General features: G+C 61.1%; 18 protein-coding genes and 1 pseudogene. 6 read left to right on the top strand and 13 right to left on the bottom strand.

What is annotated here, in order from left to right; translation table 11 throughout:
• The first annotated feature begins 174 nt into the window (after positions 1-174).
• Genes CAG02_RS20965 through CAG02_RS20980 form a run of 4 tightly spaced genes read left to right on the top strand, consistent with a single transcriptional unit; the run spans position 175 to position 4956 of the window.
• The gene (locus tag CAG02_RS20965) at positions 175-1686 is read left to right on the top strand and encodes an efflux transporter outer membrane subunit (RefSeq protein WP_085711716.1); all 1512 of its coding nucleotides are present in this window, start codon (positions 175-177) and stop codon (positions 1684-1686) included.
• Between the two features lie 10 nt (positions 1687-1696).
• Positions 1697-3889, top strand: a complete 2193-nt coding sequence (locus tag CAG02_RS20970; RefSeq protein WP_085711715.1) for an FUSC family protein — start codon at positions 1697-1699, stop codon at positions 3887-3889.
• Positions 3879-4079 (top strand): DUF1656 domain-containing protein, encoded by a 201-nt coding sequence (locus CAG02_RS20975; RefSeq protein WP_003221811.1) that lies wholly within the window; start codon positions 3879-3881, stop codon positions 4077-4079. The genes CAG02_RS20970 and CAG02_RS20975 overlap by 11 nt, the downstream gene beginning before the upstream one ends.
• Positions 4080-4089: 10 nt before the next feature.
• Positions 4090-4956: an HlyD family secretion protein gene (locus CAG02_RS20980; RefSeq protein ID WP_085611394.1), complete on the top strand. Its 867-nt coding sequence runs from the start codon at positions 4090-4092 to the stop codon at positions 4954-4956.
• Positions 4957-5004: 48 nt separating this feature from the next.
• On the opposite strand, the gene CAG02_RS20985 is transcribed toward CAG02_RS20980, so the two are convergent.
• Together CAG02_RS20985 and CAG02_RS20990 are read right to left on the bottom strand one after the other, a co-directional pair.
• Positions 5005-5829, bottom strand: a complete 825-nt coding sequence (locus CAG02_RS20985; protein ID WP_085711713.1) for an SDR family oxidoreductase — start codon at positions 5827-5829, stop codon at positions 5005-5007.
• A 35-nt stretch (positions 5830-5864) separates the two neighbouring features.
• Positions 5865-6329, bottom strand: a complete 465-nt coding sequence (locus CAG02_RS20990; protein ID WP_085711712.1) for a multidrug transporter — start codon at positions 6327-6329, stop codon at positions 5865-5867.
• 183 nt (positions 6330-6512) lie between these two features.
• Here CAG02_RS20990 and CAG02_RS20995 point away from each other — a divergent pair, with 183 nt between their 5' ends.
• Complete coding sequence (locus tag CAG02_RS20995) at positions 6513-9218, top strand: RHS repeat domain-containing protein (RefSeq protein ID WP_085711710.1); 2706 nt, start codon at positions 6513-6515, stop codon at positions 9216-9218.
• A gap of 81 nt (positions 9219-9299) precedes the next feature.
• On the opposite strand, the pseudogene CAG02_RS21000 reads toward CAG02_RS20995, so the two are convergent.
• Positions 9300-9446, bottom strand: a pseudogene (locus CAG02_RS21000) (hypothetical protein); the annotation flags it as partial.
• Positions 9447-9557: 111 nt separating this feature from the next.
• Here CAG02_RS21000 and CAG02_RS21005 point away from each other — a divergent pair.
• Complete coding sequence (locus CAG02_RS21005) at positions 9558-12401, top strand: RHS repeat domain-containing protein (RefSeq protein WP_085711709.1); 2844 nt, start codon at positions 9558-9560, stop codon at positions 12399-12401.
• Between the two features lie 79 nt (positions 12402-12480).
• Here CAG02_RS21005 and CAG02_RS21010 read toward each other — a convergent pair whose 3' ends face one another.
• From CAG02_RS21010 to CAG02_RS21055, 10 genes are all read right to left on the bottom strand, one after another.
• Positions 12481-13932, bottom strand: a complete 1452-nt coding sequence (locus CAG02_RS21010; protein ID WP_085711708.1) for a mannose-1-phosphate guanylyltransferase/mannose-6-phosphate isomerase — start codon at positions 13930-13932, stop codon at positions 12481-12483.
• A gap of 105 nt (positions 13933-14037) precedes the next feature.
• The gene (locus CAG02_RS21015; protein WP_085711707.1) at positions 14038-14694 is read right to left on the bottom strand and encodes an alginate O-acetyltransferase AlgF; all 657 of its coding nucleotides are present in this window, start codon (positions 14692-14694) and stop codon (positions 14038-14040) included.
• Between the two features lie 14 nt (positions 14695-14708).
• Entirely contained in the window at positions 14709-15884 is a 1176-nt protein-coding gene (locus tag CAG02_RS21020; protein WP_085711706.1) for an alginate O-acetyltransferase, read from the bottom strand.
• Positions 15885-15894: 10 nt separating this feature from the next.
• Positions 15895-17460: an MBOAT family protein gene (locus CAG02_RS21025; protein WP_085711705.1), complete on the bottom strand. Its 1566-nt coding sequence runs from the start codon at positions 17458-17460 to the stop codon at positions 15895-15897.
• Between the two features lie 193 nt (positions 17461-17653).
• The gene (locus CAG02_RS21030) at positions 17654-18778 is read right to left on the bottom strand and encodes a mannuronate-specific alginate lyase (protein WP_085711704.1); all 1125 of its coding nucleotides are present in this window, start codon (positions 18776-18778) and stop codon (positions 17654-17656) included.
• Between the two features lie 8 nt (positions 18779-18786).
• Positions 18787-20238: an alginate O-acetyltransferase gene (locus CAG02_RS21035; protein WP_085711703.1), complete on the bottom strand. Its 1452-nt coding sequence runs from the start codon at positions 20236-20238 to the stop codon at positions 18787-18789.
• 10 nt (positions 20239-20248) lie between these two features.
• Positions 20249-21835, bottom strand: a complete 1587-nt coding sequence (algG, locus tag CAG02_RS21040; RefSeq protein WP_085711702.1) for a mannuronan 5-epimerase AlgG — start codon at positions 21833-21835, stop codon at positions 20249-20251.
• A 26-nt stretch (positions 21836-21861) separates the two neighbouring features.
• Positions 21862-23343: an alginate export family protein gene (locus tag CAG02_RS21045; RefSeq protein ID WP_085711701.1), complete on the bottom strand. Its 1482-nt coding sequence runs from the start codon at positions 23341-23343 to the stop codon at positions 21862-21864.
• Complete coding sequence (algK, locus tag CAG02_RS21050; RefSeq protein ID WP_371856516.1) at positions 23340-24851, bottom strand: alginate biosynthesis TPR repeat lipoprotein AlgK; 1512 nt, start codon at positions 24849-24851, stop codon at positions 23340-23342. The genes CAG02_RS21045 and algK overlap by 4 nt, the downstream gene beginning before the upstream one ends.
• Before the next feature lie 9 nt (positions 24852-24860).
• Positions 24861-26030: an alginate biosynthesis protein Alg44 gene (locus tag CAG02_RS21055; protein ID WP_085711699.1), complete on the bottom strand. Its 1170-nt coding sequence runs from the start codon at positions 26028-26030 to the stop codon at positions 24861-24863.
• Positions 26031-26050 lie beyond the last annotated feature (20 nt).

Genomic DNA, 26050 nt, shown 5'->3' on the forward strand with positions numbered 1-26050 from the left:
CTCAAGGGAGATGGCAAATTGTGACACGAAGTTTCAGGGGCTGAGACCCCCGACCAAGGGATTATCTCGTTAACCGTAACAAAGATTCGCAGAAAACCCAGCTTATCGCCGTTCAGGGCGCCCCCTAGAATTGCGCCCACCTCGAAACATCCCCCACCTCAGGAATTCGCAGCAGTGCCGCGTCGCATCAACAGAGCGCTTTTGCCGCTCAGTGTTCTGGCTATTTCGTTAGGTCTCAGCGGCTGCATCGGAACTGGAGGGATTGCCCCGCAGGGCAAGGCTCTGGAGGCCAATGAACTGGCCACCGACGAGGCCATCGCCCACGCCGCCCGTGACGCAAACTGGCCCACCGCCCAATGGTGGCAAGCCTATGGCGACCCGCAACTCAATCACTGGATCGACCTTGCCGTGCAGGGCAGCCCGACCCTGGCCATGGCCGCCGCGCGAGTGCGTCAGGCCCGGTCCATGGCCGGTGTCGCCGAAGCTGCCGAGTCGTTGCAGATCAATGGCGAGTCGACCCTCAAGCGCCACAACTGGCCGACCGATCAGTTCTACGGTCCCGGCGAGCTGGCCAATACCACGACCTGGGACAACAACGCCGCACTGGGCTTCAGTTACGCCCTCGACCTCTGGGGCCGTGAAAGCAACAGCACCGAACGTGCGGTGGACCTCGCGCACATGAGCGCTGCCGAGGCGCGGCAGGCGCAGCTCGAGTTGCAGAACAACATCGTGCGTGCCTACATCGAGTTGTCGTTGCATTACGCCCAGCGCGACATCGTCGCGGCGACGCTCAAGCAGCAACAGCAAATTCTCGAGCTGGCGCAGAAGCGCTTGAACGGCGGGATCGGCACGCACTTCGAAGTCAGTCAGGCCGAAACCCCGTTGCCGGAAACCCATCGGCAACTGGATGCGCTGGACGAGGAAATCGCCCTGAGCCGCAACCAGATCGCCGCACTGGCCGGCAAAGGGCCGGGCGCCGGTGCGCAGTTGCAGCGTCCGACCCTGTCCCTCGGCGCGGCGCTGAAGCTGCCTTCGGCGCTGCCCGCCGAGCTGCTCGGCCAGCGTCCGGACGTGGTCGCCAGTCGCTGGCAAGTGGCGGCGCAGGCGCGCGGGATCGATGTCGCGCATGCCGGGTTCTACCCCAACGTCGATCTGGTCGGCAGCCTCGGCTACATGGCCACCGGCGGCGGGGCGCTGGAGTTTTTGACCGGCAAGAAGCTCAACTACAACGTCGGGCCGGCGATCTCCCTGCCGATCTTCGACGGCGGGCGATTGCGCGCCGAACTCGGTGAAGCCTCGGCGGGTTATGACATCGCCGTCGCGCATTACAACCAGACCCTGGTCAATGCGCTGAAGAACATCTCCGACCAGTTGATCCGCCGCGAGTCGATGGACAAGCAGCAAACGTTCGCCGCCGAGTCCGTGGCCACCGCGCAAAAAACTTACGACATCGCGATGATCGCCTACCAGCGCGGGCTCACCGATTATCTCAACGTGCTCAACGCCCAGACCCTGCTGTTCAAACAGCAGCAGGTTCAGCAGCAGGTGCAGGCCGCGCGTTTGAGCGCCCATGCGGAACTGGTGACGGCATTGGGTGGTGGTCTTGGCGCGGGTAAAGACGTGCCGACCACCGAGCAGACCGCCGCACCGAAAACCCCGGCCCTTCTTCAAGCCCTCGACCACTGAGCAAGCCTTAATGACTCCCTTGCCCGCACCTTTGCGCTGGCTCTACTCCCTGGAATGGCGCCGGGGGTTCTTCGACTGGGCGCGCAGCGACGGCGTGACCTGGGTCTACATCTTCAAGGTGTTGATTGCCGCATTTCTGACCCTGTGGCTGGCGATGCGCCTGGAACTGCCGCAACCGCGCACGGCGATGATCACCGTGTTCATCGTCATGCAGCCGCAGAGCGGCCAGGTGTTCGCCAAGAGCTTCTATCGCTTCCTCGGCACCCTGGCCGGGTCGGCGATGATGGTCACGCTAATTTCCCTGTTCGCCCAGAACACCGAACTGTTCCTCGGTTCGCTGGCGATCTGGGTCGGTATCTGCTCGGCCGGCGCCGCCCGTTGCCGCAACTTCCGCGCTTACGGTTTTGTGCTGGCCGGGTACACGGCAGCAATGGTCGGCCTGCCGGCGCTCGCCCATCCCGATGGCGCGTTCATGGCGGCGGTGTGGCGGGTGCTGGAGATTTCGCTGGGAATTCTCTGCTCGACCCTGGTCAGCGCCGCGATCCTGCCGCAAACCGCCAGCGCCGCGATGCGCAACGCCTTGTATCAGCGCTTCGGTGTGTTCGCGTTGTTCGTCACCGATGGCCTGCGCGGACGCAGCAAACCGGAGTCGTTCGAGGCCAGCAACGTGCGCTTCATCGCCGAAGCGGTGGGGCTCGAAGGGCTGCGCAGCGTGACCGTGTTCGAAGACCCGCACATGCGTCGGCGCAACGGTCGACTCAGTCGTTTGAACAGCGAGTTCATGGGCATCACCACCCGTTTCAACGCCTTGCACCAGTTGCTTGAACGCCTGCGCGTCAATGACGAAGAGCATGTCGTGGCGGCGATCAAGCCGGGCTTGCAGGATCTGGCCGAAGTGCTCGACGGCTTCAGCGGCCGCGCCCTGACCAGCCCGGATGCGGCGCGTCTGGTGACGGCGCTGGCAGCTTACAAGGAAGGTTTGCCGACGCGGGTGCGCAGTCTGCGGGCGGCCTTCCAGGAAAGCGATCCGAGCGATGCCGAGCTGCTGGATTTCCACACCGCGTACGAACTGCTCTATCGCTTCGTCGATGACCTGCACGGATATGCACAGACCCACGCGTCGCTGGCCGATCACAGCCACGAACGCGAGCGCTGGGACGAGCCGTTCACCCCGCAGACCAGTTGGTGGGCGGCGGCTGCATCGGGGATTCGTGCCGCGTTCATCCTGGTCGTGCTCGGCAGTTACTGGGTCGCCACGGCGTGGCCGAGCGGCGCGACCATGACCCTGATCGCCGCCGCCACCGTGGGCCTGTCGGCCGCCACACCGAACCCGAAACGCATGGCGTTCCAGATGGCCTGCGGTACGTTCCTCGGGGCGTTGATCGGCTTCGTCGAGATGTTTTTCATCTTCCCGTGGATCGATGGTTTTCCGCTGCTGTGCGTGATGCTCGCGCCAGTGATCGTGCTCGGTTCGTTCCTCGCCTCGCGGCCGCAATACGCCGGTGTCGGCCTGGGGCTGCTGATCTTTTTCAGCACCGGTTCGGTGCCGGACAACCTGACGATCTACAACCCCTACACCTTCATCAACGACTACATCGCCATGGTCATGGGCATGCTGGTCTGCGCGGCGGCGGGGGCGATCATTCTGCCGCCGAACAGTCGCTGGTTGTGGCAGCGCCTGGAGCAGGACCTGCGCGGCCAAGTGGTGTACGCGATCAGCGGCAAGCTCAAGGGGCTGGCATCGAGTTTCGAAAGCCGTACCCGCGACCTGATGCATCAGGCTTACGGTCTGGCGGCCGGTCAGCCGCAGGTGCAGAAAAACCTGCTGCGCTGGATGTTCGTCGTGCTGGAAGTCGGCCACGCGATCATCGAGTTGCGCAAGGAACAGGCGATCCTGCCGGTGCATCCGGCCTATGCCGATTCCCAGCCATGGCGCCAGGCAATCCGGGTCATGGGGCGTTCGCTGGTGCGACTGTTCCTGCAACCGAATTCGAGCAATCTGGAGCGCGCACTGGTGGCGGTGGACCACGCAATCAGCCGTGTCGCCGCCACCGACGAGCCGTTTGCGCCGCATTTCGATACCTCGGCACTGCGGCGGGTGAAAAGCTACCTGCACTTCATCCGCACCTCGTTGCTCGACCCGCAATCGCCCCTTGCTGCCTACGCCATCGCCAAGCCCGAAGGACTTGCCCATGCCTCGTGAAATCGCCTTCCACGGCGTGTACATGCCGACCATGACCCTGATGTTTTTCGTCGCTGCCGCACTGGCCTGGGCGCTGGACCGGTTCCTCTCGGGGTTCGACCTGTACCGCTTCTTCTGGCACCCGGCGTTGCTGCGCCTGAGTCTGTTTACCTGTCTGTTCGGCGCGATGGCGCTGACTGTCTACCGTTGAGAACGTTCTGATGAAAAAGTTTTTCAGCCTGCTCGCGACCCTGCTGGTGCTGGCCCTGGCGCTGTGGATCGGCCGCACGTTGTGGGAGCACTACATGAACACTCCGTGGACCCGCGACGGCCGGGTACGCGCCGACATCATCAACGTCGCCGCCGACGTCACCGGTGAAGTGGTCGACGTGCCGGTGCGGGATAACCAGTTGGTGAAGAAGGGTGATCTGCTGATGCAGATCGACCCCGAGCACTACCGCCTCGCGGTGAAGCAGGCGCAGTCGCTGGTGGCTTCGCGCAAGGCCACGTGGGAGATGCGCAAGGTCAACGCCCACCGCCGCGCCGATCTGGACAACCTGGTGATCTCCAAGGAAAACCGCGACGACGCCAGCAACATCGCCGACTCGGCACTGGCCGATTACCAACAGGCCCAGGCGCAACTGGAAGCGGCCGAACTCAACCTCAAACGCACCGAAGTGCGCGCGGCCGTGGACGGCTACGTGACCAACCTCAACGTCCATCGCGGCGACTACGCGCGCATCGGCGAAGCGAAAATGGCGGTGGTCGACATGAACTCGTTCTGGGTCTACGGCTTCTTCGAAGAGACCAAACTGCCGCACGTGCGCGTCGGCGACAAAGCCGACATGCAGCTGATGAGCGGCGAAGTCCTCAAGGGCCACGTGGAAAGTATTTCCCGCGGCATCTACGACCGCGACAACCCGGAAAGCCGTGAATTGATCGCCGATGTGAACCCGACCTTCAACTGGGTGCGCCTGGCACAACGGGTGCCGGTGCGGATTCATATCGATGAAGTGCCGGAAGGTGTGCTGCTGGCGGCAGGGATTACCTGCACCGTGGTGGTGAAGCAGGACGCTGTGGATAACTGACAGACCGAGCTCCCCATCGCTAACTCGCTTGCGATGGGGAGCTCGGTCTCAGAGTTGCCCGCGCAACCCGAACCGCTTCATCAACGTCGACTCCAGCAACCCTTTCGGCAACAGCGTCGCCAGCAACGGCAACGCCCGGCTGCCATTGCCGATGCGGATCAGCCGTGGCGGTTTGCTCTGTTGCACAGCCTTGAGCAGCTCGGCGGCAAACTCGCTGGCCGGCGTCGGTTTGTCCTGGGACGCCTTGGCCCGTGCCCGGATGCCTTCGCGCAATGGAAACCACGGCGATTGTTCGTTGATCAGTTGTTCGGCCTCGTGCCCGGCATTCTTGGCGAAACTGGACTGAATCGCCCCCGGTTGCACTTCCAGCACGCGAATGCCGAACGGCGCCAGTTCCATGCGCAAGGCATCGCTCAACGCATGCACCGCTGCTTTTGACGCGCAATACGCGCCGGCGAACGGTGTGACCAGAACCCCGGAAACACTGCCGACATTCACCACCAGGCCTTTGGCCCGGCGCAGCACCGGGAACAGTGCACGAGTGACGCCGACAATCGAAAACACATTGGTTTCGAACTGGCGCTGCATGGCCGCCACTCCGCCATCGAGCAGCGGCCCCATGGCGCCGTACCCGGCGTTGTTTATCAGCACGTCAAGGCCGCCGTGTTGCTGGTTGATACGCTCGGCGAGTTGTTCCAGCGCTGCGTTGTCATTGACGTCGAGCTGCACGGCCGTGAACCCGGCCGCACCGAGTGCCGCGACATCTTCAGCCTTGCGCGCACTGGCCCAGACCTCGTAGCCAGCGCCTTTGAAGGCATCGGCGAGGGCGCGGCCGATGCCGCTGGAACAACCGGTAATCAACGCAACGGGCATGGCGCATTCCTTGTGCAAAATGTGAGGGAAGGGGATCAGTCGGAGAAACTACCCTGCAACCGCTCGGCGCGAAACTCCAGGGTTTGCGGGCGATAACCGGGACGCAGGGGCGGCAGCGGCAAGCAGTCTTCCCAATTGCCGCCGGCCTGCAGTTCGCCGGGGCCGCGATAACGTGGGGCGGCGTATTGATTGTCAGCCAGATTCACCGTGTCGCCCGGCGCGTAGGCCGCAATGCGCCAGCGCAGTTCGGTCAGCGGCACGTCGTTGCCGTTGTTCATCTTCAGTTGCAGCGGACGGTCCGCCGGGCATTGCCCGGGTGCATAGCTGATGCGCAACTCGAGCCGCGCCAGTTGCTTGATCTCGCGGTTGTCCAGCCACACCACCCACATCGCCACCAGCCCGAGGCCGACAGCGGCAGCCATCGACACCGGCAAGGCTTTGGCCGGATAGCGCAACAGCAGGATCAGCCAGGTGATGACCAGCAAGACGCCGATGAACATGTTCGAACACTCCTTGAACTCTTGATGACCATCCTACCGAAGGGGCGCGGGAATGGACATTCGCGGATTGATCGAGAGCGCCGTTGGTCGGGACTGTAATTTCTGACAGTAGCCGAAACAGCGCTGTGCTTGTTCAGATGCCAGAGCTACAAAGAACGTCGGTCGCGCGGGGGTGCTCGGTTAATGAGCTTGCACATCAATACGCCGAGGATGTCTGTGTTCGAGCCGCGCGGTTTGCCGGTCCGCACGGTCGACTATTGTCGGGTCATCGAAGACGGGCCTGTCGAGCCCCGGATCAACCGCAACCTGCATGACTCTGCGGGGCGCGCGGTGAAACAGTGGGACCCGCGGCTTTGGCTGTCGCAAGCCGGGGACCCGCTGACGCCGGCGAATCTGACGCAGGCGTTTAGCCTGGATGCCACGGTGATTCGCTCGGACAGCGTCGATGCCGGTACGCAAATCGAGTTGAAAGGGCTCGCCACGCAAACGGTGTTCAGTTGGGACAGCCGTCAGACGCGACGCGAGATCGAGCACGACAATTTGCTGCGCCCCGTCGCGATATTCGAAGAAGGAACAGGGGAACCTCGGCGTTGTGTCGAGCGACTGACCTACGGTCATCCCGGCAGCGGGGACCAGTCGCGAAACCAGTACGGTCAGCTGATTCGTCATGACCATCCGGCCGGCAGCGTGCTGTTCAACGGGTTTGCAATCAGTGGTCAGTGCACCGAGGACACCCGCCATTTCACTCTGGATCCGCTGACACCTGACTGGCCGGAGCTGGAGGCGGATCGTGCACGGCTATTGGAACCCGGCGCCGGTGCGACATCGCGGTGGCGCCATGGCGCGCTCGGCGATGTATTGGAACAGACGGATGCCCGAGACAACCGGCATACATTTGCGCTGACCATCGATGGCCGCTTGCGCGAGCGCCGTTTGCAGTTGAAGGGGGAGCTTGAGCAGGTCCTGATCAGCGATATTCACTACAACGCTTACGGCAGTATCGAGCAGGAATCCGCTGGCAACGGTGTGCAAACCACCCGCTTATATCGGCCTGAAGACGGTCGCCTGATGGTCCGTCGGGACAAAAACACTCGCGGTGGAGTGTTGCAACACTTGCGTTATGGATATGACAGGATGGGCAATGTCCTGAGTATCGAAGACATGGCGCTGCCGATCCGTTACTTCGCCAACACGCGCATCGAGCCGGTCAGTCGATTTGTCTACGACAGTCTTTATCAGTTGACCAAGGCTTCCGGCTGGGAAGCCGGGAGTGCCAGTCAAGGCCCGCAATCGATGGGGCGCGTCGATCCGGCGGCAATCAGCAACTATCACCAGACTTACGAATATGATCCCGGTGGAAACTTGCGCAACCTGATTCATGTCGGCCCGCAAAGCCACGGGCGCAAACTGCAACCGGCGAGTTACAGCAATCGCTCTTTGCCTTACACGGACGTCATTCCCGGCGACCCGGAAATCGAAGCCGCCTACGACCGCAGAGGCAACCTGCTGCTGTTGGAACCGGGGCGGATGCTGAGCTGGAACCTGCGCAACCAACTGCGATCGGTCAGCCCGGTGGAGCGTGCGTCCGGGCTCAACGACCAGGAGGTCTACCTCTACGATGGCAGCCGTCAGCGGGTACGCAAGATCCGCTCTTCGTTAACCGGTGCCCAAACCCTGATCACCGATGTGCGCTATTTGCCTGGACTGGAATTGCGCACCAGCAACGGCACCGGCGAACGGTTGCAGGTCATCATTGCCGACAACGCTCAAGTGCTGCATTGGGAGAGCCCGCCGCCGTCGGGACTCAACAATCGGTATCGATACCAACATGCCGATCACCTGGGTTCGGTCAGTCTGGAAACCGCCGATGACGGTGCGGTGATCAGCCACGAAACGTTTCATCCTTTTGGTACCAGCGCCTGGCAGAACGGCGAACTCAGCTACAAATTCGTCCGTTACTCGGGCAAGGAACGCGATGCCAGCGGGCTTGATTACTACGGTTACCGCTACTACATCCCGTGGCTGCAAAAATGGAGCAATCCGGATCCGGCGGGTGTGAAGGCAGATGGCATCAATCTTTTCCGAATGGTGAGAAATAATCCGTTGACGTTTTTTGACGAGCAAGGCGAGGAATCAAAGTCCAATTCGGCGGTACGTACGGCCATCGAGATATTTGAATCGTACAAAGACAAGCACAGCGATACGGACAGAGTGAAGCCCTACACGATGATGAATGGCATAACCGAAGGCAAGCTCAAGTTCAAAACAACAAAGGCACCACCTGCGGTGCTCGAAAAGACCAAAGACTTGAGATTTACCTTGCGTCATTACTCATACAACTTCGCGACGAAGGGCGCGGCACCGTCACATATGGACATCAAGTCAAACTTTTCTCTGGTCAACAGCAAATTGAAGGCGTTGGGTGGAAAAGGTGGCAATACCAGCGAAAAGGATTGGACCAAGGCTGGGAACATAGGGTTCACCTTCTTTCTGTTATCCATCAACGGAGAAGTGAACGAGCGCAGATTTCTAGCGGGCATGACGCATTTTGCAGAGTACGACCTTGAGGACGACAAGGCACTCAAGAACGCCTTTGGTGACAGCTACGACAGCCTGGAGTTTTTTGCTTCTCCGGATGTACTGGATCCGAAGCACTCATCCGACTTGAGCGCAGTTCCGATGATCAAAGGCCGATTGAAAGATTTGAAGGCATTGTTGATAGGCAATTCGGGAATCAGTCCGGTGCAGGTGGGAAGAATGAATGCACGGACAATGTTGGACAGTCTCGACAAGTCATTCCACGGAACACTTGAAATCAAAATTCCTGGATCGGTAAAAGTCAGTATCTGGCATAAAAACGTACAGACCGGGGCTTCCAGGGCTGCATGAGCGTTAGTAAAAAGCCCCCGCCCAACCCACTGCGGATAGGGGACGCAGAGGGTCGGGCGAGGGCTTTTTATTACAGAGCGATCACTGCGCGATGGTTTTCACCGACACGCCGCGTTCGATCGGAGTCGAGCGACCGTAGATATCCTCGAAGCGCTCGATATCGTCTTCGCCCAGGTACGAACCCGACTGCACTTCGATGATTTCCAGCGGGATCTTGCCCGGGTGCGCGAAGGAGACCGTTGGTCGTGACTGTAATTTCTTACAGTAGCCGAAACAGCGCTGTGCTTGTTCAGATGCCAGAGCTACAAAGAACGTCGGTCGCGCGGGGGTGCACGGTTAATGAGCTTGCACATCAATACGCCGAGGATGTCTGTGTTCGAGCCGCGCGGTTTGCCGGTCCGCACGGTCGACTATTGTCGAACCATTGAGAGCGGACCGGTCGAGCCCCGGATCAACCGCAACCTGCATGACTCTGCGGGGCGCGCGGTGAAACAGTGGGACCCGCGGCTTTGGCTGTCGCAAGCCGGCGACCCGCTGACGCCGGCCAATCTGACCCAGATATTTGTTCTGGATGCCACGGTGATTCGCTCGGACAGCGTCGATGCCGGTACGCAAATCGAGTTGAAGGGGCTCGCCACGCAAACGGTGTTCAGTTGGGACAGCCGTCAGACGCGACGCGAGATCGAGTACGACAATTTGCTGCGCCCCGTCGCGATATTCGAAGAAGGAACAGGGGAACCTCGGCGTTGTGTCGAGCGACTGACCTACGGTCATCCCGGCAGCGGGGACCAGTCGCATAACCAGTACGGTCAGCTGATTCGTCATGACCATCCGGCGGGCAGTGTGCTGTTCAACGCATTTGCAATCAGCGGCCCCTGCACCGAAGACACCCGCCATTTCACTCTGGATCCGCTGACACCTGACTGGCCGGAGCAGGAGGCGGATCGTCTGCGGCTTCTGGAGCCTGGCGCAGGTGCGACATCGCGGTGGCGCCATGGTGCGCTGGGGGATGTGCTGGAACAGACGGATGCCCGAGACAACCAGCATACATTTGCGCTGATCGTCGATGGCCGCTTGCGCGAGCGCCGTTTGCAGTTGAAGGGGGAGCCTGAGCAGATCCTGATGACTGACATTCGCTACAACGCACAAGGCAATGTCACTCGGCAAACCGCCGGCAACGGCGTGCACACCACCCGGACCTATCGCCCCGAAGACGATCGCCTGCTGGGCCTGTGGACCGAAGACGTTCACGGTCTCGTATTGCAACACCTGAGTTATGGATACGACAGAATGGGCAATGTGCTGAGTATCGAAGACAAGGCATTGCCGATTCGTTACTTCGCCAACCAGCGCATCGAGCCGGTCAGTCGATTTGTCTACGACAGTCTTTATCAGTTGACCAAGGCGTCCGGCTGGGAAGCCGGGAGTGCCAGTCAAGGCCCGCAATCGATGGGGCGCGTCGATCCGGCGGCAATCAGCAACTATCACCAGACTTACGAATATGATCCCGGTGGAAACCTGCGCAACCTGATTCATGTCGGCCCGCAAAGCCACGGGCGCAAACTGCAACCGGCGAGTTACAGCAATCGCTCTTTGCCTTACGAGGGCGTACCTCCCGGCGACCCGGAAATCGAAGCCGCCTACGACCGCAGAGGCAACCTGCTGCTGTTGGAACCGGGGCGGATGCTGAGCTGGAACCTGCGCAACCAACTGCGATCGGTCAGCCCGGTGGAGCGTGCGTCCGGGCTCAACGACCAGGAGGTCTACCTCTACGATGGCAGCCGTCAGCGGGTACGCAAGATCCGCTCTTCGTTAACCGGTGCCCAAACCCTGATTACCGATGTGCGCTATTTGCCTGGACTGGAATTGCGCACCAGCAACGGCACCGGCGAACGGTTGCAAGTCATCACTGCCGACAACGCTCAAGTACTGCATTGGGAGAGCCCGCCGCCTTCGGGACTCAACAATCGGTATCGATACCAACATGCCGATCACCTGGGTTCGGTCAGTCTGGAAACCGCCGATAACGGTGCGATGATCAGTCGGGAAACGTTTCATCCATTCGGAACCAGTGCCTGGCAGGACGGAGAATTCAGCTACAAATACATCCGTTACTCGGGCAAGGAACGCGATGCCAGCGGGCTCGACTACTTTGGTCTGCGCTACTACATCCCTTGGTTGCAGCATTGGTTGAATCCAGACCCCAAAGGCATGATCGACGGGCCCAATCTGTACGCTATGGTCACCAATTCACCGGTCACTTTTTTCGACAGCGACGGGGGAGGCAAAAACGAAGCTGATGAATTGAACAGTAGCGTGGATAAACAGCAGGCCTTGTTGTCGATAGTATCAACGGCCGTTGCGAACACCCGCCATTCGATCATGAATCAACTATATGCCCGTCAACGTTTCAAGGCGCTGGGCAGGCGCGTCGTCACGCAACTGGGCCGTTCCGCAGTCAAAAGCGGCGCCGCTGTAGCAGGCTCCGCCGCAGGGGGCTTCATTGGTGGGGGGCTGTTGGGTCCGTTTGGTTTGGCAGCGGGTGCCTATGTCGGGGGAAAGACTGCGTCAAGGGCAGCAGACAGGCTTGTTTCCAAAGTGGTGGCCCCCTATCAGCTTGATCGTCCGATCAATTTCAAAGGCAATGAAATGAATCCTGCGGTGTTCATCGAAAGCGTCGAGTCCGAAACGAGGCCGGGCCTCGCAATGATAAAAACCAAGCTCGAGGCATTGGACCCAAGAACAACCGAAGGACGCGCCCGACTCACCAGAAAGGCGGGCGATAGAGCGATTGACAAGGTAGGCAGCAAACTGGGTGGCAAGCTGGGTTCGCAAGCATCAAGCCTGATTCGAATCGGGATTGAGTTCCACGGTGCCTCGCAAGGATTGAATGCAGCGGCGCTGAGCGAAGCTTATGAACAAACGCCAGCAGTGATCGAAATGCTGGAGTTCAGAACACAGGCGATCAAGGACGAACTGGCTGTGTCCAGCGATGTAACGGGGGAGGTCTTCGAAAAGGTAGCCCAGCTGTCGGCGCAGACTCCGGTCGTTGTTCAGGCACTGAACAGAAATCAGGACTTGATCGAGCTGGTTGCGCCGACGCCTTATGCCGGCAATCGGCATTCGCTCAGACGAGGGGCGCGAGCAAAGTCTTCCCCTTCCCGGCGGCAGTCGTTTGGCTGAAGTAAAAAAAAGCCCCCGCCCAAACCACTGCGGATAGGGGACGCAGAGGGTCGGGCGAGGGCTTTTTATTACAGAGCGATCACTGCGCGATGGTTTTCACCGACACGCCGCGTTCGATCGGGGTCGAGCGACCGTAGATATCTTCAAAGCGCTCGATATCGTCTTCACCCAGGTACGAACCCGACTGCACTTCGATGATTTCCAGCGGGATCTTGCCCGGGTTGCGCAGGCGATGGACCGAGGCGATCGGGATGTAGGTCGACTGGTTTTCGCAAAGCAGGAACACGTTCTCGTCGCAGGTCACTTCGGCGGTGCCGCTGACCACGATCCAGTGTTCGGCGCGGTGGTGGTGCATCTGCAGCGACAGGCACGCACCCGGTTTGACCGAGATGTGCTTGACCTGGAAGCGCCCGCCCATGTCCACCGAGTCGTAGGAACCCCATGGACGGTACACCTCGCAGTGGTTCTGGGTTTCGCTGCGGCCCTGCTCGTTGAGGGTGTTGACCATCTGCTTGACGCCCTGAACCTTGTCCTTGTGGGCGATCATCATGGCGTCCTTGGTTTCGACCACCACGATGTTTTCCAGGCCGATCACCGACACCAGTTTGCCGTTGCCGTGGATCATGCAGTTCTTGCTGTCCTGAATCACCACATCGCCCTTGCTGACGTTGCCGTTGGCGTCCTTCTCGTTGACTTCCCACAACGACGACCAGCAGCCGACATCGCTCCAGCCTGCCGACAGCGGCACCACGCAGGCGCGCTGGGTTTTTTCCATCACGGAATAGTCGATGGAGTTGTCCGGGCAGCAGGCGAAGGTGGCTTCGTCGAAGGTGATGGTGTCAGCGTCCTGCTGGCTGCGCTCGAGGGTCAGCAGGCAGGTGTCGTAGATGTCCGGATCGTGCTTTTTCAGCTCTTCGAGGAAGCGGCTGGCGCGGAACAGAAACATGCCGCTGTTCCAGTAGTAACCGCCGGACTCGACGTACTCGGTGGCGCGTTTGACGTCGGGTTTTTCCACGAAGTGCGAGACACGGCTGACGCCTTCCGGCAGCAGTGAATCGCCGGTCGACTTGATGTAGCCGTAGCCGGTTTCCGGTTTGGTGGCCGGTACGCCGAACAGCACCATCTCGCCGTTTTCAGCAGCGACGGTGGCCAGGGCCAGCGCGCGTTGCAGGGCTTTCTGGTCTTCGAGGACGTGGTCGGCCGGCAGCACCAGCATCAGTTCGTCGCGACCTTCATTGACCAGCATCATCGCGGTCAGCGCCACGGCCGGCGCGGTGTTGCGGCCGAACGGTTCCATCAGGATGCGCTGGCATTCCAGGTTCCGGTTGCTCAGCTGCTCGTTGACGATGAAGCGGTGATCCTTGTTGCAGACCACGATCGGGGTGTCCATGCCTTCGAACACCAGACGCTCGAGGGTTTGCTGGAACAGTGTGTGTTCGCCGGTCAGGGCGAGGAACTGCTTGGGAAACTGCTTGCGCGAAAGCGGCCAAAGACGTGAACCGCTACCACCTGACAAGATCACCGGAATCATATTGTTTACTCCATAAAATCGATTGGGTTAGAGCCACGAGCCTGTGTCGTTTCACTCTTGTTGTTATTCCGTGCCGGGCAGCGACGGCTGCCCGGTTTCATGTGCTTAGCGAGTCGACACCGGGCGCTTCACCCAGACTGGCGACAGGTTGCTGCCGTTGCCGGTGACGTACAGCACCGCGGCTTCACCGCGCTCCAGGGCGACCGGTTTCACGTCGCCGACTTTCTTGTCGCCTTCGTACAGCGCGAGGCTGACTTTCACCGGGTTGATTTCACGTTCGCCACGGCCCTTGGCGGCCACGTTTGGAACCACGTCGGTCTTGCCGTCGGCGGTCTTCAGGGTCAGCGGCTTGTCGCTGAGGTTCTGCACGCGCACCAGGGATTTCTGCTTGTTCTTGAACGGCGGTTCTTCGATCAGTTGCGGCGCGCCGGAAGCGTTGTTGACCAGGGTGTAGTAGTGGTCACCGGCGAGTTTTACCGGCAGGGTCTGGCTGCCGACCTTGGCGCTGTAGTCACCGCCCGGCATGAAGCTGAAATCGCTGCTCGCCAGCGGCGCAACATCGCTCAGATTGGTGCTGCCGACGGTGGCGCTGACTTCAGCGTTGCTGGCGTTGTAGACCCGTACGAAGGTCGAGCCTTTCGGTGCGGTCGGGCCGTACAGCGCGGCGTCACCACCGGCGAAGGCCTGGACCGACAGCACGCTGAGGCCAGCGACCAGAGCAATGCGTTTGGCGAGACGACGAGGAGTTGTAGTGAAAGTCATGGTGTACCTCTCTTTCAGTTTTGCGCCCGATCGGGCGTCTCGGATTTAGTGTTGATTGCTACGTTTTGTTGGCGCGCGCCGGCTTGTTTAAGCTCTGCGACCCACTGCGGGTCGGCGTCGCCGATTTCGTTGTTCACAGGCAGATATCGTTCAGGAAACTCCCAGATCAGCACCTGTGGCGGGCTGTTCTTGAAGTCATCGCTTTTCAGGTAACTGAGCATCGGCAGGATCGGGCCGTGGCCGTCCTCGGCGTAGTTGACGACGTCGCTGTGCAGCGCTTGCTTGAGCGCACCGACAAAGTTCCAGTTGGGGTTGGCGCTGTAGCTGGTGCCGATCAGCGCGACCGGCACTTCGCTGTTGGCGAACAGCGCGTCGTCACCGGCAGGCTGTTCGGTAGCGGCCACGGTGTTGCGCTTTTGCAGCGGCTCTTGCGCCGGCATCAGGTTTTCGAACAGCGGATCCAGCGGCAGGAACAGACGCAGGTCGCCCTTGTGCGTGACCTTCTCCGCCGGCGTAGTGACGAAGCGCTGCGGCTCGCCGCTGAGCGGGAATTTTTCAGCGATGGTCTTCGCCAGGGTGTTGGCGGCGATTTCGGCGCCTTCCGGGGTCCAGTGGGTGTCGGTGCGCAGGAACACTTGCTGTCCGTTCTGCTTGGCTTTTTGCAGCGGGCCGAGCAGGTCGGGGGCGAGGATCTTGTCGGCCGCGACACGGGCGTGGAAGTCCTGATAGAGGTTGGCGTGGATGCTCGCCGGTTTCACTTCACCCAGGTGTTCCGGGTACAGGCGAACCTTGGCCGGCACGATCGCCATCACCAGTTTCACGCCTTTTTCTTTCAGGGTCTGGCGCACGCCTTCGACCAGCGCGTAGTTGCCTTGCAGGTTCAGCTCTTCGTTGACGATCGGGTTGAATTCCTCATCGCTGTACAACCACTGATCGCGACCGAGCACCACGCCCGGACGACCTTCGTTGAACAGTTTGAAATCCAGCGCGGCCCAGAGATTGGTGCCCAGACGCTTGATCGGGAATTCATCGTCGTAGTGGGTTTCCACGGCTTTGGTCCAGCGGCCGTTGAGTACCGTCGCGTCGGCATTGGTGCTGAAGCCGAAGAAGCTGCGCACCGACCACAGACCGAGCACCAGCAGGGTCACCAGAAACAGCGCGATGTAGAAGATGCGTAATGAGCGGGTCATGGCAGATCCCTCAGAACTGGAAGTAAAGGAACGGCGAGAAGCTTTGCGCCGAGAGTTTGAGAATCGAGGCGATGAACAGCAGCAGGATCAGCCCGCGCATCACGTAGCGCGACCAGTCCGCCGTCCAGTACGCCGGTTGCACCTGGGCGTCGACGCCGACGGTGTAGCCAGGTTCGTGGATACTCGCCGGGTTTTCGCCGGGGGCAGCCTTGATCAGGCCCGGGGTCGCTGCGGCAGGGCCATCGGACTCGACGTTGACCGCAGGTTTGGTTTTGACCGGAGGCTGATTGGTGTACAGATCACGCAGGCCGAAGAACGCCAGGGTCACGTAAGCCACAACCAGAGTCGCGACTTGCAGACCGGTGAGGCTGGCCTGATTGAGTTCCGACAGCGACCAGTCGCCGAAGCTGAACATCGCGCCGTACATGCGCCCGGCCACGTGCAGGTTCTCGGCGCGGAAGATCACCCAGCCCATGACCACCAGCAGGAAGGTCAGCGCCCAGCGGATCGGGTTGAGGCTGCGCGGCGAAGTATTCAGGCCCAACGCTTTTTCAATCGCCAGCCACATGCCGTGCCACGCACCCCAGACGATGTACGTGATGTTCGCGCCGTGCCACAGACCACCGAGCAACATGGTCAGGAACAGGTTGCGATAGGTCATCAGCGTGCCTTTGCGGTTGCCGCCGAGGGTGATGTAGAGGTAGTCGCGCAGCCAGGTCGACAGGCTGATGTGCCAGCGGCGCCAGAACTCGGTGATCGACTGGCTGATGTACGGCTGCTTGAAGTTTTCCATGAAGCGGAAACCCATCATCAGGCCCAGACCAATCGCCATGTCGCTGTAGCCGGAGAAGTCGAAATACAGCTGCGCGGTGTAGGCCAGCGCGCCTAGCCAGGCATCGCCCGTGGTCGGGTTTTGCAGGGCGAAGCAATGGTCGGCGACCACGGCGAGGGTGTCGGCGATGAACACCTTCTTGATGAAACCCTGCATGAACCGCGTGCAGCCCTCGGAGAACTTGTCGAGGGTGTGGGTGCGGTTGTTGAACTGGTCGGCCAGGTCACGGAAACGCAGCACGGGACCGGCAATCAGGTGCGGGAAGATCGCCACGAACGCCGCGAAGTCAATCAGGTTGCGGGTCGCCGGGGTGTCGCCGCGATACACGTCGATGATGTAGCTGATCGACTCGAAGATGTAGAACGAGATACCGATCGGCAGCAGTACGTGGGTCAGGATGAACGGCTCGAGACCGACCGACGTCATCATCGCGTTGATGCTGTCGACGCCGAAGTTGGCGTACTTGAAGTAGCCGAGGATGCACAGGTCCACCGCCACGCCGAGCAGCAGCCAGCGCTGGGCCGGTCTGGTGCGCACGCCGGCGGCGCCGACTTTCAGGCCGATCCAGTAGTTCCACAGGGTGACGCCGGCGAACAGCGCCAGGAAGTCCACCCGCCACCACGCATAGAACACGTAGCTGGCGATCAGCAGCAGCAGGTTGCGATAGCGTTGCCCGCTCAGGTAGTACAAGCCGAGAAAGATCGGCAAGAACAGAAACAGGAACACGTTGGATGAAAATACCATCCCGATCTCTCCATGTTTGAACCAACAGTCAAGGGCCAAAGCCCCCCCAAACCCCCCACAAAAATTCAGAGGGCGACATCACTTCACTGTGGGAGCGGGCTTGCTCGCGAAAGCGGAGTGTCAGTCGACATATTTTTTGAATGTCAGACCGCATTCGCGAGCAAGCCCGCTCCCACAGGGTTTATCGGTGTACTCAAGAACCTTTGTTGCCTTTTTCATGGGACGGGTCGTAGACCTTGGTCAGGTCGCCACCCAGTCGAAAGGTCTTGAACGGCTGCATCCCGTGCTTCTTCTCCAACACATCCGGCGAACAGGTGTAGAGCGTGCAGAACGGCTCAAGCCAGGCGAATTTCATGTCCTCTTTCAGGTCGGTCATGTCCTGCTCTTTGCCGTTCTTCTTCTCGAAGGCCTCGGGGTCTTTCACCCCGGCCAGCACCCGGTCACCCAGGCGTTTCAGCGCGCCGTTGTTTTCCTGACGCAGATCGACACCGTTGACCTGGGCAAAACTGGCGATCATCGCCAGCGGCGGCAGGGCGTAGTTGTGGTAGGCGAGGGCGCGTTGCTGGCGCTTGAGTTCGTTCGGCAGGTAGCCGTCGGCGTCGATCTGATTGACGCCGACCTTGTATTCCTTGACCGCCCAATCGAACAGGTCGCGACGGTTGGTGGCGATGGACGTCGCCATCACTGACCACGCTGCCCAGTACGAGTGGTTGTTGGTTTTTTCCAGCGGCAGGTTGTCCCAGTCGCTGACCACCTGATCGGCCATCTTGCTGAACCAGGCTTCGATCAACTGCGCTTCCTGCTGGTGCTGGGCCAGCGGATGGGAGTCGGAGAACTTCAAGCGAATGTACGAAGAGGCCATGCTGCCCAGCGCCCATTTGCGCATCGACTTGCCGGTGTGGTTGAAGTCCTTGGACATCAACGCGTCGGACTTGGCCCAAGCAGTCAGCCAGTTGAGTGTGCAATCGAGCTGCTCCGGGCGACCGTCGCGCATGAACTGCATCACGCGTTTGGCAGTGCCGCGCTCAAGCGTCGTGATGTCTTTGGTGGTGTCACGGAAGGCTTTTTCCGACTGCACGTTCAGCGTCGCGCGGGCCTTGTCCGAGCCTTCGTATTTGCTGCGAAATTGCAGCGGGCCGGTGTAGGGCGCCGGCATCGCGTCGCAGCCTTCGCTCTTGTCGCCGGTCTTGAATTTATCCACAGCGGCGAAGTAGCCCTGAGGCGGACGCAGTGGCGCGGCGGCCTGAGTGGCCCCGGCGAACATCGCCAGGGTCAGCAGGGATGGCGCAAGCAGATGTTTGATCGTTCGGTTTCGCATGGCAGACCTCATTGCCCGACCTGAGCGGTTTGTTGCCCAGCGCCCGGGAATACGTTGCGTTTGCAGATTTTCGCTTCGACTTTCTGTGGCGCGGTGCCCGCATCCGGGCCCTGGACTTCGACCGCCAGCAGGTTCTGCGAGGCCCAGTCTTCGTCCGTGCGCAACTCAAAGGCGAAACGACCGTCGGTGTCGGAGGTTTCCGGTTTCTCGATCTTGATGTCCTCGTGGCGACCGTTCATGTACCAGAGGGTGGCTTGCAGTTTTTTCACCGAAGGGTCGGCGAAGCGGATGTCGACCTGATGGCCGCTGTTCTGCAGGTTCAGGTTCTTGCTGTTGACCAGCAGTTCCTGTTTGCCGCCGGGCTTGAGCGTGGTGCTGGCGGACATTTGCGTGTCTTTGCCTTCGCAGCCGTTGTCGAGCAGGGACATCATCTGGCGATAGATGGTTTCCTGGTCGAGGCGGTACAGCGGCGAGAACTCCCAGATGAGAATCTTCGGCGGGGTCTTCTGGAATTCGTCGCTGCCCAGGTACTGCAACATCGAACCTTCCAGACCGCCGCCGGGGAAGGCGACATTGAGAATATCGGCGCCGATGGCTTCTTCGAGGAAGCCGGCGAAGTTGTAGTTCTTGCCGCTGTGCGAAGTGCCGACCAGGGTGATCTGCGGATTCCCGGAATCGCCGAACAGGTCGCCGTCACCGGCTTCGCCTTTCGGTTCGGTGGTGAACTGATCCATGTACTGGATCGCGTAACTGGTGCCGCACAGCTGCCCGGCCATGTTGTGCAGGGTGCCGGTCTTGCCCATGCGCCCGGAGCGTTTGGTTTCGAATTCGCGCTTGGGAATGTCGGCGAAGGCCGGGATCTGCTTGACCTTCTCGGCGACGATTTTCGCCGTGCGCTGTGCACCGTAGGGCGTCCAGTGCTGGTCGCCACGGAAGTAGAAATCGTGGGCGGGCAGGGTGTCGGGCAGCGATTCGTTGGTCAGCGGCGACAGGTCCGGCACCACGTAACCCATCTGCGCGAAACGACCGAGCATGGTCTTGTAGTTGCCCAGCGCTTTCTCGTAATCGAACGCGGCTTTTTCCGCCGGGTTGAGCTTGTTGCGGTTCACCAGGCCACGGGTCGGCTGGTAGACGATCACCAGTTCGACGCCCTTGGCCTTGAACGCATCGTGCAGCTGTTGCAGGCGCTTGTAGCCGGCCGGGGTGGTGTTGAACTCGGTGCGCAGGTCTTCCTGGGTCCGGAACAGCCAGTCGCCCTGGGCTTGCACCAGCGTGGTGAAGTTCTGCTGATAACGCGTGGTGTAGTTCTTCGCGTCATGAGCGGCCGGACACAGACTGCAGCAGGGTTCGGCGGTGAATTTCGGTGGCTGGACCTCATCCGCGCGGGCGCCATTGCTGGCCGCCAGAATGCCCACGGTCAGGGCCGACAGGCTGAGTAATTTGATCAGGTGTGGGTGCATAAAATTATCCTCAGTCCCGCATTTCGGTCTGGCGTTCGACAGGGTCGATCAGCACGGCTTTCTGCTGGCGCACCAGCAGGTCGAGAATTTCATCCTGTCGGTCACCCAAGACGCCGTTGAAGCTGATGCCGCTGGATTTGGTCGGCGCCAGCATCGACACGCGGTACAGCTCGACGCTCAGCGGCGAGTCGATGGCCATCGGGCCGCTGCCGTTGGCCGCCAGTTCACCGCCGACCACGATCAGCGAAACCTGGGCGTCGAACGGGTCGAGCTTGATGTCGCGGTCGGTGTCGGTCAGGTCCTTGATGTGGCCGTAGACGCCGGTCAGGCCGTTGGCCATGGCGATGTTTTCGTAGAGGCGGATGTTCACGCTGTTACGAATGCGGATGCCGTGGCGCTTGTTGCTGATGACCTTGTTGCCCCACAGCAGGTTGTCGGCGGACTCGTAAAGCGTGATGCCGTCGGTGTGGTTCTTGTAGATCTCGTTGTAGGCGACGATGTTGTTCACGCTGTTACGGTCGATCACCAGGCCCGAGAGGTGGTTGTCGAAACTTTTGTTGTTGAAGATGAAGCTGTCGTTCACCTCTCGGGAAATGATGATCCCGTGCTTCTTCTTCGTACCGTGGACGGTGTTCTCGGCAATGATCAGACCGTGGGAACGGTCGTGGGGGTCGATGCCGTAGACGATGTTGTCCTTGTAGGTGTTGCCCTTGACCACGAAGTCGCGGGTCTCGTAGCAGTAGAAGCCGTACCACATGTCCGAGAACTCGGAACCGACGATCCAGCCGGTCGGCTCGGGACGCTTGAGCACCTTGGCCATGTTCGGCGTGTACTGGGAAATACTCACCCCGTAGGACTTACTGTTGGCGTAGCCAAAACTGGCCATCTTGCTGTTGACGATGTAGGTCTCGGTGCCGCCCCAGGCCAGCAGGAACGGGCGGAATTCCTTCGGCGAACGGAACGTTGCCGGGCCGTTGTCCTTCTCGCGCCAGCCGGTGACTTTGGTGTCACGCACGAACAACTGGCCGTCATTGACCAGGAACGAACCGGCCTCCTGGGACAGGCGCAATTCCTGGGTCTGGCCGTCGATTTCGAGGATGCCTTTGCGGCCCACGACGATCGGCAATTTGGCCAGGTACACGCCCGGCGAGGTTTCGCTGAAGTACTGCTTGGGCAGTTTCTGCGCCAGTTCCTTGAGGTTCATGTAGCCGTCATCGACGAAGATCGCCTGCGGGATGCCGTGCTGACGCACCACCCATTCGGCCATCTTGTTGTCGCCGCCGATGAAGTCCTTCAGGGCGTCTTCCTGCATCATCCGGCGCACGCTGATCTTGCCCGGTTTGCTGCGCACGATTTTCGCGGCGGCGGCTTCGGCGGTGAAGCCGGAGAGGTCGGGCAGTTTCGGCTTGGCCAGCTCCAGCGCTTCAGTTGGCGCGCTGCTGACGGTGTAGGTCTTGGCCTGTTGCAGCTCCTTGGCGATGGTGACGGGCTTGCCTGGCTGAGGGGCCGCCGGTTCGACCGTGGCGAAGGCGCCAGTCGAGGCCAGCAGCATCGCGCCGGCCAACAGGCTGAGCGAGCCTTTCCTTGGGTTGTTCATGTCGGGCACTCCCTTCGCGGTTTGCATCAGAAGCGCCAGATCACGTCGATGAACGCGCGGTGCATGTACGAATCGACCTGGCTGCCATAGGCGTCACCCGGCTTGAACACGCCGCCACGGAACCGCACCAGCGCTGAAGGCTCGTCGATCGATTGGCTCAACGCCGCCGGCAGCAGGCCTTGCTTGAAGTACTTGGTGACCACCAGATCCATTTCCTGGCCCAGATCCTTGTTGCCGTCCTGCAGTGGCAGCGAGGTGCTGGAGAGGATTGCGCCGGTGACGTCGTCGGTGTTGTTTTCCACCGCGTTGATGCCGTTGCTGCCCACCGGTTTGTTGCCGTCCACGCGCCAGAACTTGTGGTAGATCAGGCTGGCGTCGTACTGGTCGTTGAGCATCCAGGAACCGAACAGCGTGGCGGTCTGCATGTTGTTCATTTCGCCACGGAACGCTTCACCGAAGCGGTGTACCCGCGAGCGCGTACCGGTGTAGTTCGAGCGGTTGCTCTCCAGACCGTTCTGTTGGTAATCGGCGCTGGCGCGGGCATAGGCCGCACCGACCTGCCATTGCGGATCGAGGCGCAGGCGCACGCCGATGTCGGTGGCCCAGCCGTTGATGTCTTCGCTGCGCTTGGCTTGCGCCGGGCGGGTACCGTCGGCGTTCAGCGGGTTGACCGTGTCGCGGTCGCCGCTCATGCCGGTGATGCTGCCCCAGTAGTTGACGGTGTTGGTGTTGCGCCAGTTGTAGGCGTCGCTGTCGGCGGTCAGGCCGAGCCAGCTGATGTCGCCGTTCTGGGTTTTGTCGAGGGTGTCGCGGGGCACGCCCGGTTCGGCGTAATCGAGTTTGCCGTTATCGTGGGTGTGATGGCCGCGAATGCCGACCCAGTTGCCCGGTGTCCACTGATACGCCGCATCGGCGTAGGCGTGCAGGCGATCCTTGTCTTTCGGCGCCAGCTCTTTCAGGTCGGTGCGGTATTCGCTGAAGCGTTCGGCGACACCGGCGTTGGCGCGCAGCAGGGTGGTGTCGAAGGTCCAGTTCAGCGCTTCGATGTTGGTGTCGCGCCACTGGCCGTCGTCGTTGCGCAGGCGCTGGCGACCGAACTTGAGCATCTCGCCGGGGTAGGGCGTCAGGCCGCTGTAGCCGACCCAGAATTCGCGCATCGCCAGGTAGTTCTTCTTGGTCTTGCGATCACCGCTGTCGGTGGTTTCGGCACCGTCGGATTGTTGCAGGGTGTCGGTCTCGATGATGTCGGTCGAGGTCACGGCCTGGCCCATGGCGTAGGCACTCCACGCGCCGCTTTCGCCGTAGATCCACGGACGCAGGTCGAGGCCGACGCCGTTGACGTCGCCGCCGGGCGCGGTGCCCAGATCACGGTCGTCTTCGGACTGGCCGGTGATTTTCACTTCGAGGCCGAAGTTCTTGGTTTCAGTGATCGCGGCCAGTGTCGGGCAAGACCAGATCAGCGCGAACGTAAGGCCAATGCCGGCCTTCACGAATGGATTCAACTTCATAATTTTTCCTCGCCGTCTTCTTCTTGCAGGGCGTGCAGTTGCAGCGTGTTTTGATTCAAGGCACCACGGCTGGCCTGTTCCTGTTGCAACAGGCGCTGGGCTTCGGCCAGGCGCTCGGGGGGCAATTGCGCCGCGAGGGTGGTCGCCAGTTCATCGGCTTGCGGGGTGTTCTGGGCCTTGGCCAACTGGCTGAACACGTAGGCGTTGAGCGGGTCGGGCTGGGTGCCCCTGCCTTGGGAGAACAGCTGGGCGATGGCGAAGTCGGCGCTGTTCTGGCCGTTGCGCGCAGCGGTCAACAGGTGGTCGAGAGCCTTCTGCGGATAGACCTTGCCCAGGTAGCCACGGCGGTAGATCTGGCCGAGGTAGTAGTCGGCGGCGACTTCGCGGCCGACGGCTTTCTGGAAATGTTCCTCGGCGACTTTCGCGTCGGCCGGCACCAGTTTGCCTTCGTAGTAGAGCTTGCCCAGCAACAGCTCGGCGCGGGGCTGATCGGCGGCGCGGCCGTTGTCCAGGTACTTCATCATCTGGTCGATGTCGCCTAGTTCCGGGAAGTCGTAGAGCAGTTGCGCCAGCGTCACCCACGAGGCCGGGTAGCCCGGTGCGATCGGTTCGAGCAGCGATTGCGAGGTTTTTTCGTCGGTCTTGCCGAGGGTCGAATCGGCGAGCACACGGGCAACGGAGTCGACGCGCTGGGCGCTGACGCTGCCACGGCTGTAACCGGCCTGCAGTTGCTTGATCAGCTCGGCTTGCCGGTCTGGCTGGGCACGTTTCTGATAGACCGTGGCCAGTTCGACGTAGCAGATATCGGTGGTGTGCAGCGCGGCCTTGCAGATCTTTTCCACGTCATCCAGATGCTGGTCGTAAGTGCCCTGGGTGCGATACAGCAGCACCTGCGCCAGGCCTGCTTCCGGGTAACCGGATTTGCGCCACTGGTCGATCTGCTGCTGGGCGTTGATGTTCGGGAAGCTGTGCGGGTATTGCAGGTAGAGCATCGCCAGCGGGATCAGCGTATTGCCTTCGCCATTGGCGGCGGCTTTCTTCAGCAGGGTTTCGGCTTCGTGATGCTCGGCTTCGGTGGAGCCGGGCTTGGCCACCAGCAAACGGCCGAGTCGGGCCTGGGCACGTGGCGACACATCGGCCGCTGCGCGATAGGTCGCCTCGGCCTGTTTGATCTGCGCAGGGTCGCGGCTGTCGACCTGGATGTCGGCCAGACCCACCTGAGCTTCGCTGTAACCCAGATCGGCCAGCGCACGGTAGTTCTGCGCGGCGGTCGCGGTGTCGCCGCGCTTCAGCGCTTCGTTGGCCAGACGCTGGTCGGGCAGGCCGGCGCAACCGGCCAGACTCACTGCCAATGCCAATGCGCACATTGAACCCATGTGGGAGCGAGCTTGCTCGCGAAAGCGGTGTGTCAGTCGGCACTGAGGCTGAATGTCAGAATGCATTCGCGAGCAAGCTCGCTCCCACAGGGTTTGTGGTGTGCTCGAGATGGGTGGAGTAGTCACAGGCATGTCCTCGACTTAAAGACCGGCAGCCATGGCTTTGTCGATCAGCCAGTTCAGGTTCGGACCACGGTCGCTGTTCACTTCCACCGGGCGGCCGGCGAAGGTGCTGTCCAGCGGCTCGTCAGGCTGGATCTGCACGCGGATGTCGGAGGACAGGTCGGCGCTTTTCAGGCTGGTGCTGCTGATGATCTTGCCGGTGCGGGTCTTGTCTTCGCCGGCGATCTGGAAGCTCACCGGTGTACCCGGACGCACGTCGCCGAACTGGCGATAGGAGAAACGCGCATCGACGGTGGCCTGGGTGTTGCGCGGTACCAGGGTGAAGATCACGTCGCCCTTGCTCGCATATTGACCGTCAGCCACCAGTTGCTGGGCCACGGTGCAATCGCACGGCGAGGTGAGGGTGCCGGTCATCTGCTTGCCGAACAGCTCTTCAACTTTGGCCGGTTGCAGTTGATCTTCATCCAGATGGCCCTTGAGCACGTCGAGCATGCTGGTGCTGAACGTCGCCAGCGGCGCGCCCTTGGCGGCAACGCCGTCGGACTTCACCAGGCTCTGCACGGTGCCGTCGCGGGGCATGGTGATGTTCATGCCCGGCACGCTGACCAGACCGGCCTGCGCGTGGCTGACGAAGTACATGCTGTACACCGACTTGAAAACGAAACCCGCCGCCACGAGACCGATCGCGAAAATGCCGGCGCTGAAGGTCACGGCTTTCAGACGCCCGAACGGGGTCATGCCGTGGCCGCTGTCCTTGGTCTTGCGTGCCTTGGTGAAGTTGTCGCGCTGCAGGGTTGCCAGCACTTCTCCGATGCTGACGATGTCGCCGGCCAGGTGCGAAGTGATCAGGTGGCGCAGGGTGGAAATGTCCTGCGGTTCGAGGTTCTGGAACTGGCAACCGGCGCGGCCGGTCTGGCGGTCGTAGGAGCGCACTTGCAGTTCAACGTCCATGGCGATGCCGAGGTTGTCGATGACGAATTGCAGGCGCGCCTTGTACACCTGGCCGACGGTCAGCGGCAGTTGCCCGGCGTTGAACGCCAGACCCCCGGCGGACAGGTCGATGACCCGTGCTTCGACCGGTGCGCGGTCAGGGCCGAAGAACCGCAGCTTGGCCGGGATTTTCACCCGGGCGTGCTGACGCTGGGCTTCGGATTCATGCACTACGTTGACGTTGACGGCGGTATTCATGGGGGCGATTTCCTTGTTAA

The sequence above is a fragment of the Pseudomonas sp. R43(2017) genome (assembly GCF_002112345.1).
Lineage (GTDB): Bacteria > Pseudomonadota > Gammaproteobacteria > Pseudomonadales > Pseudomonadaceae > Aquipseudomonas > Aquipseudomonas kribbensis.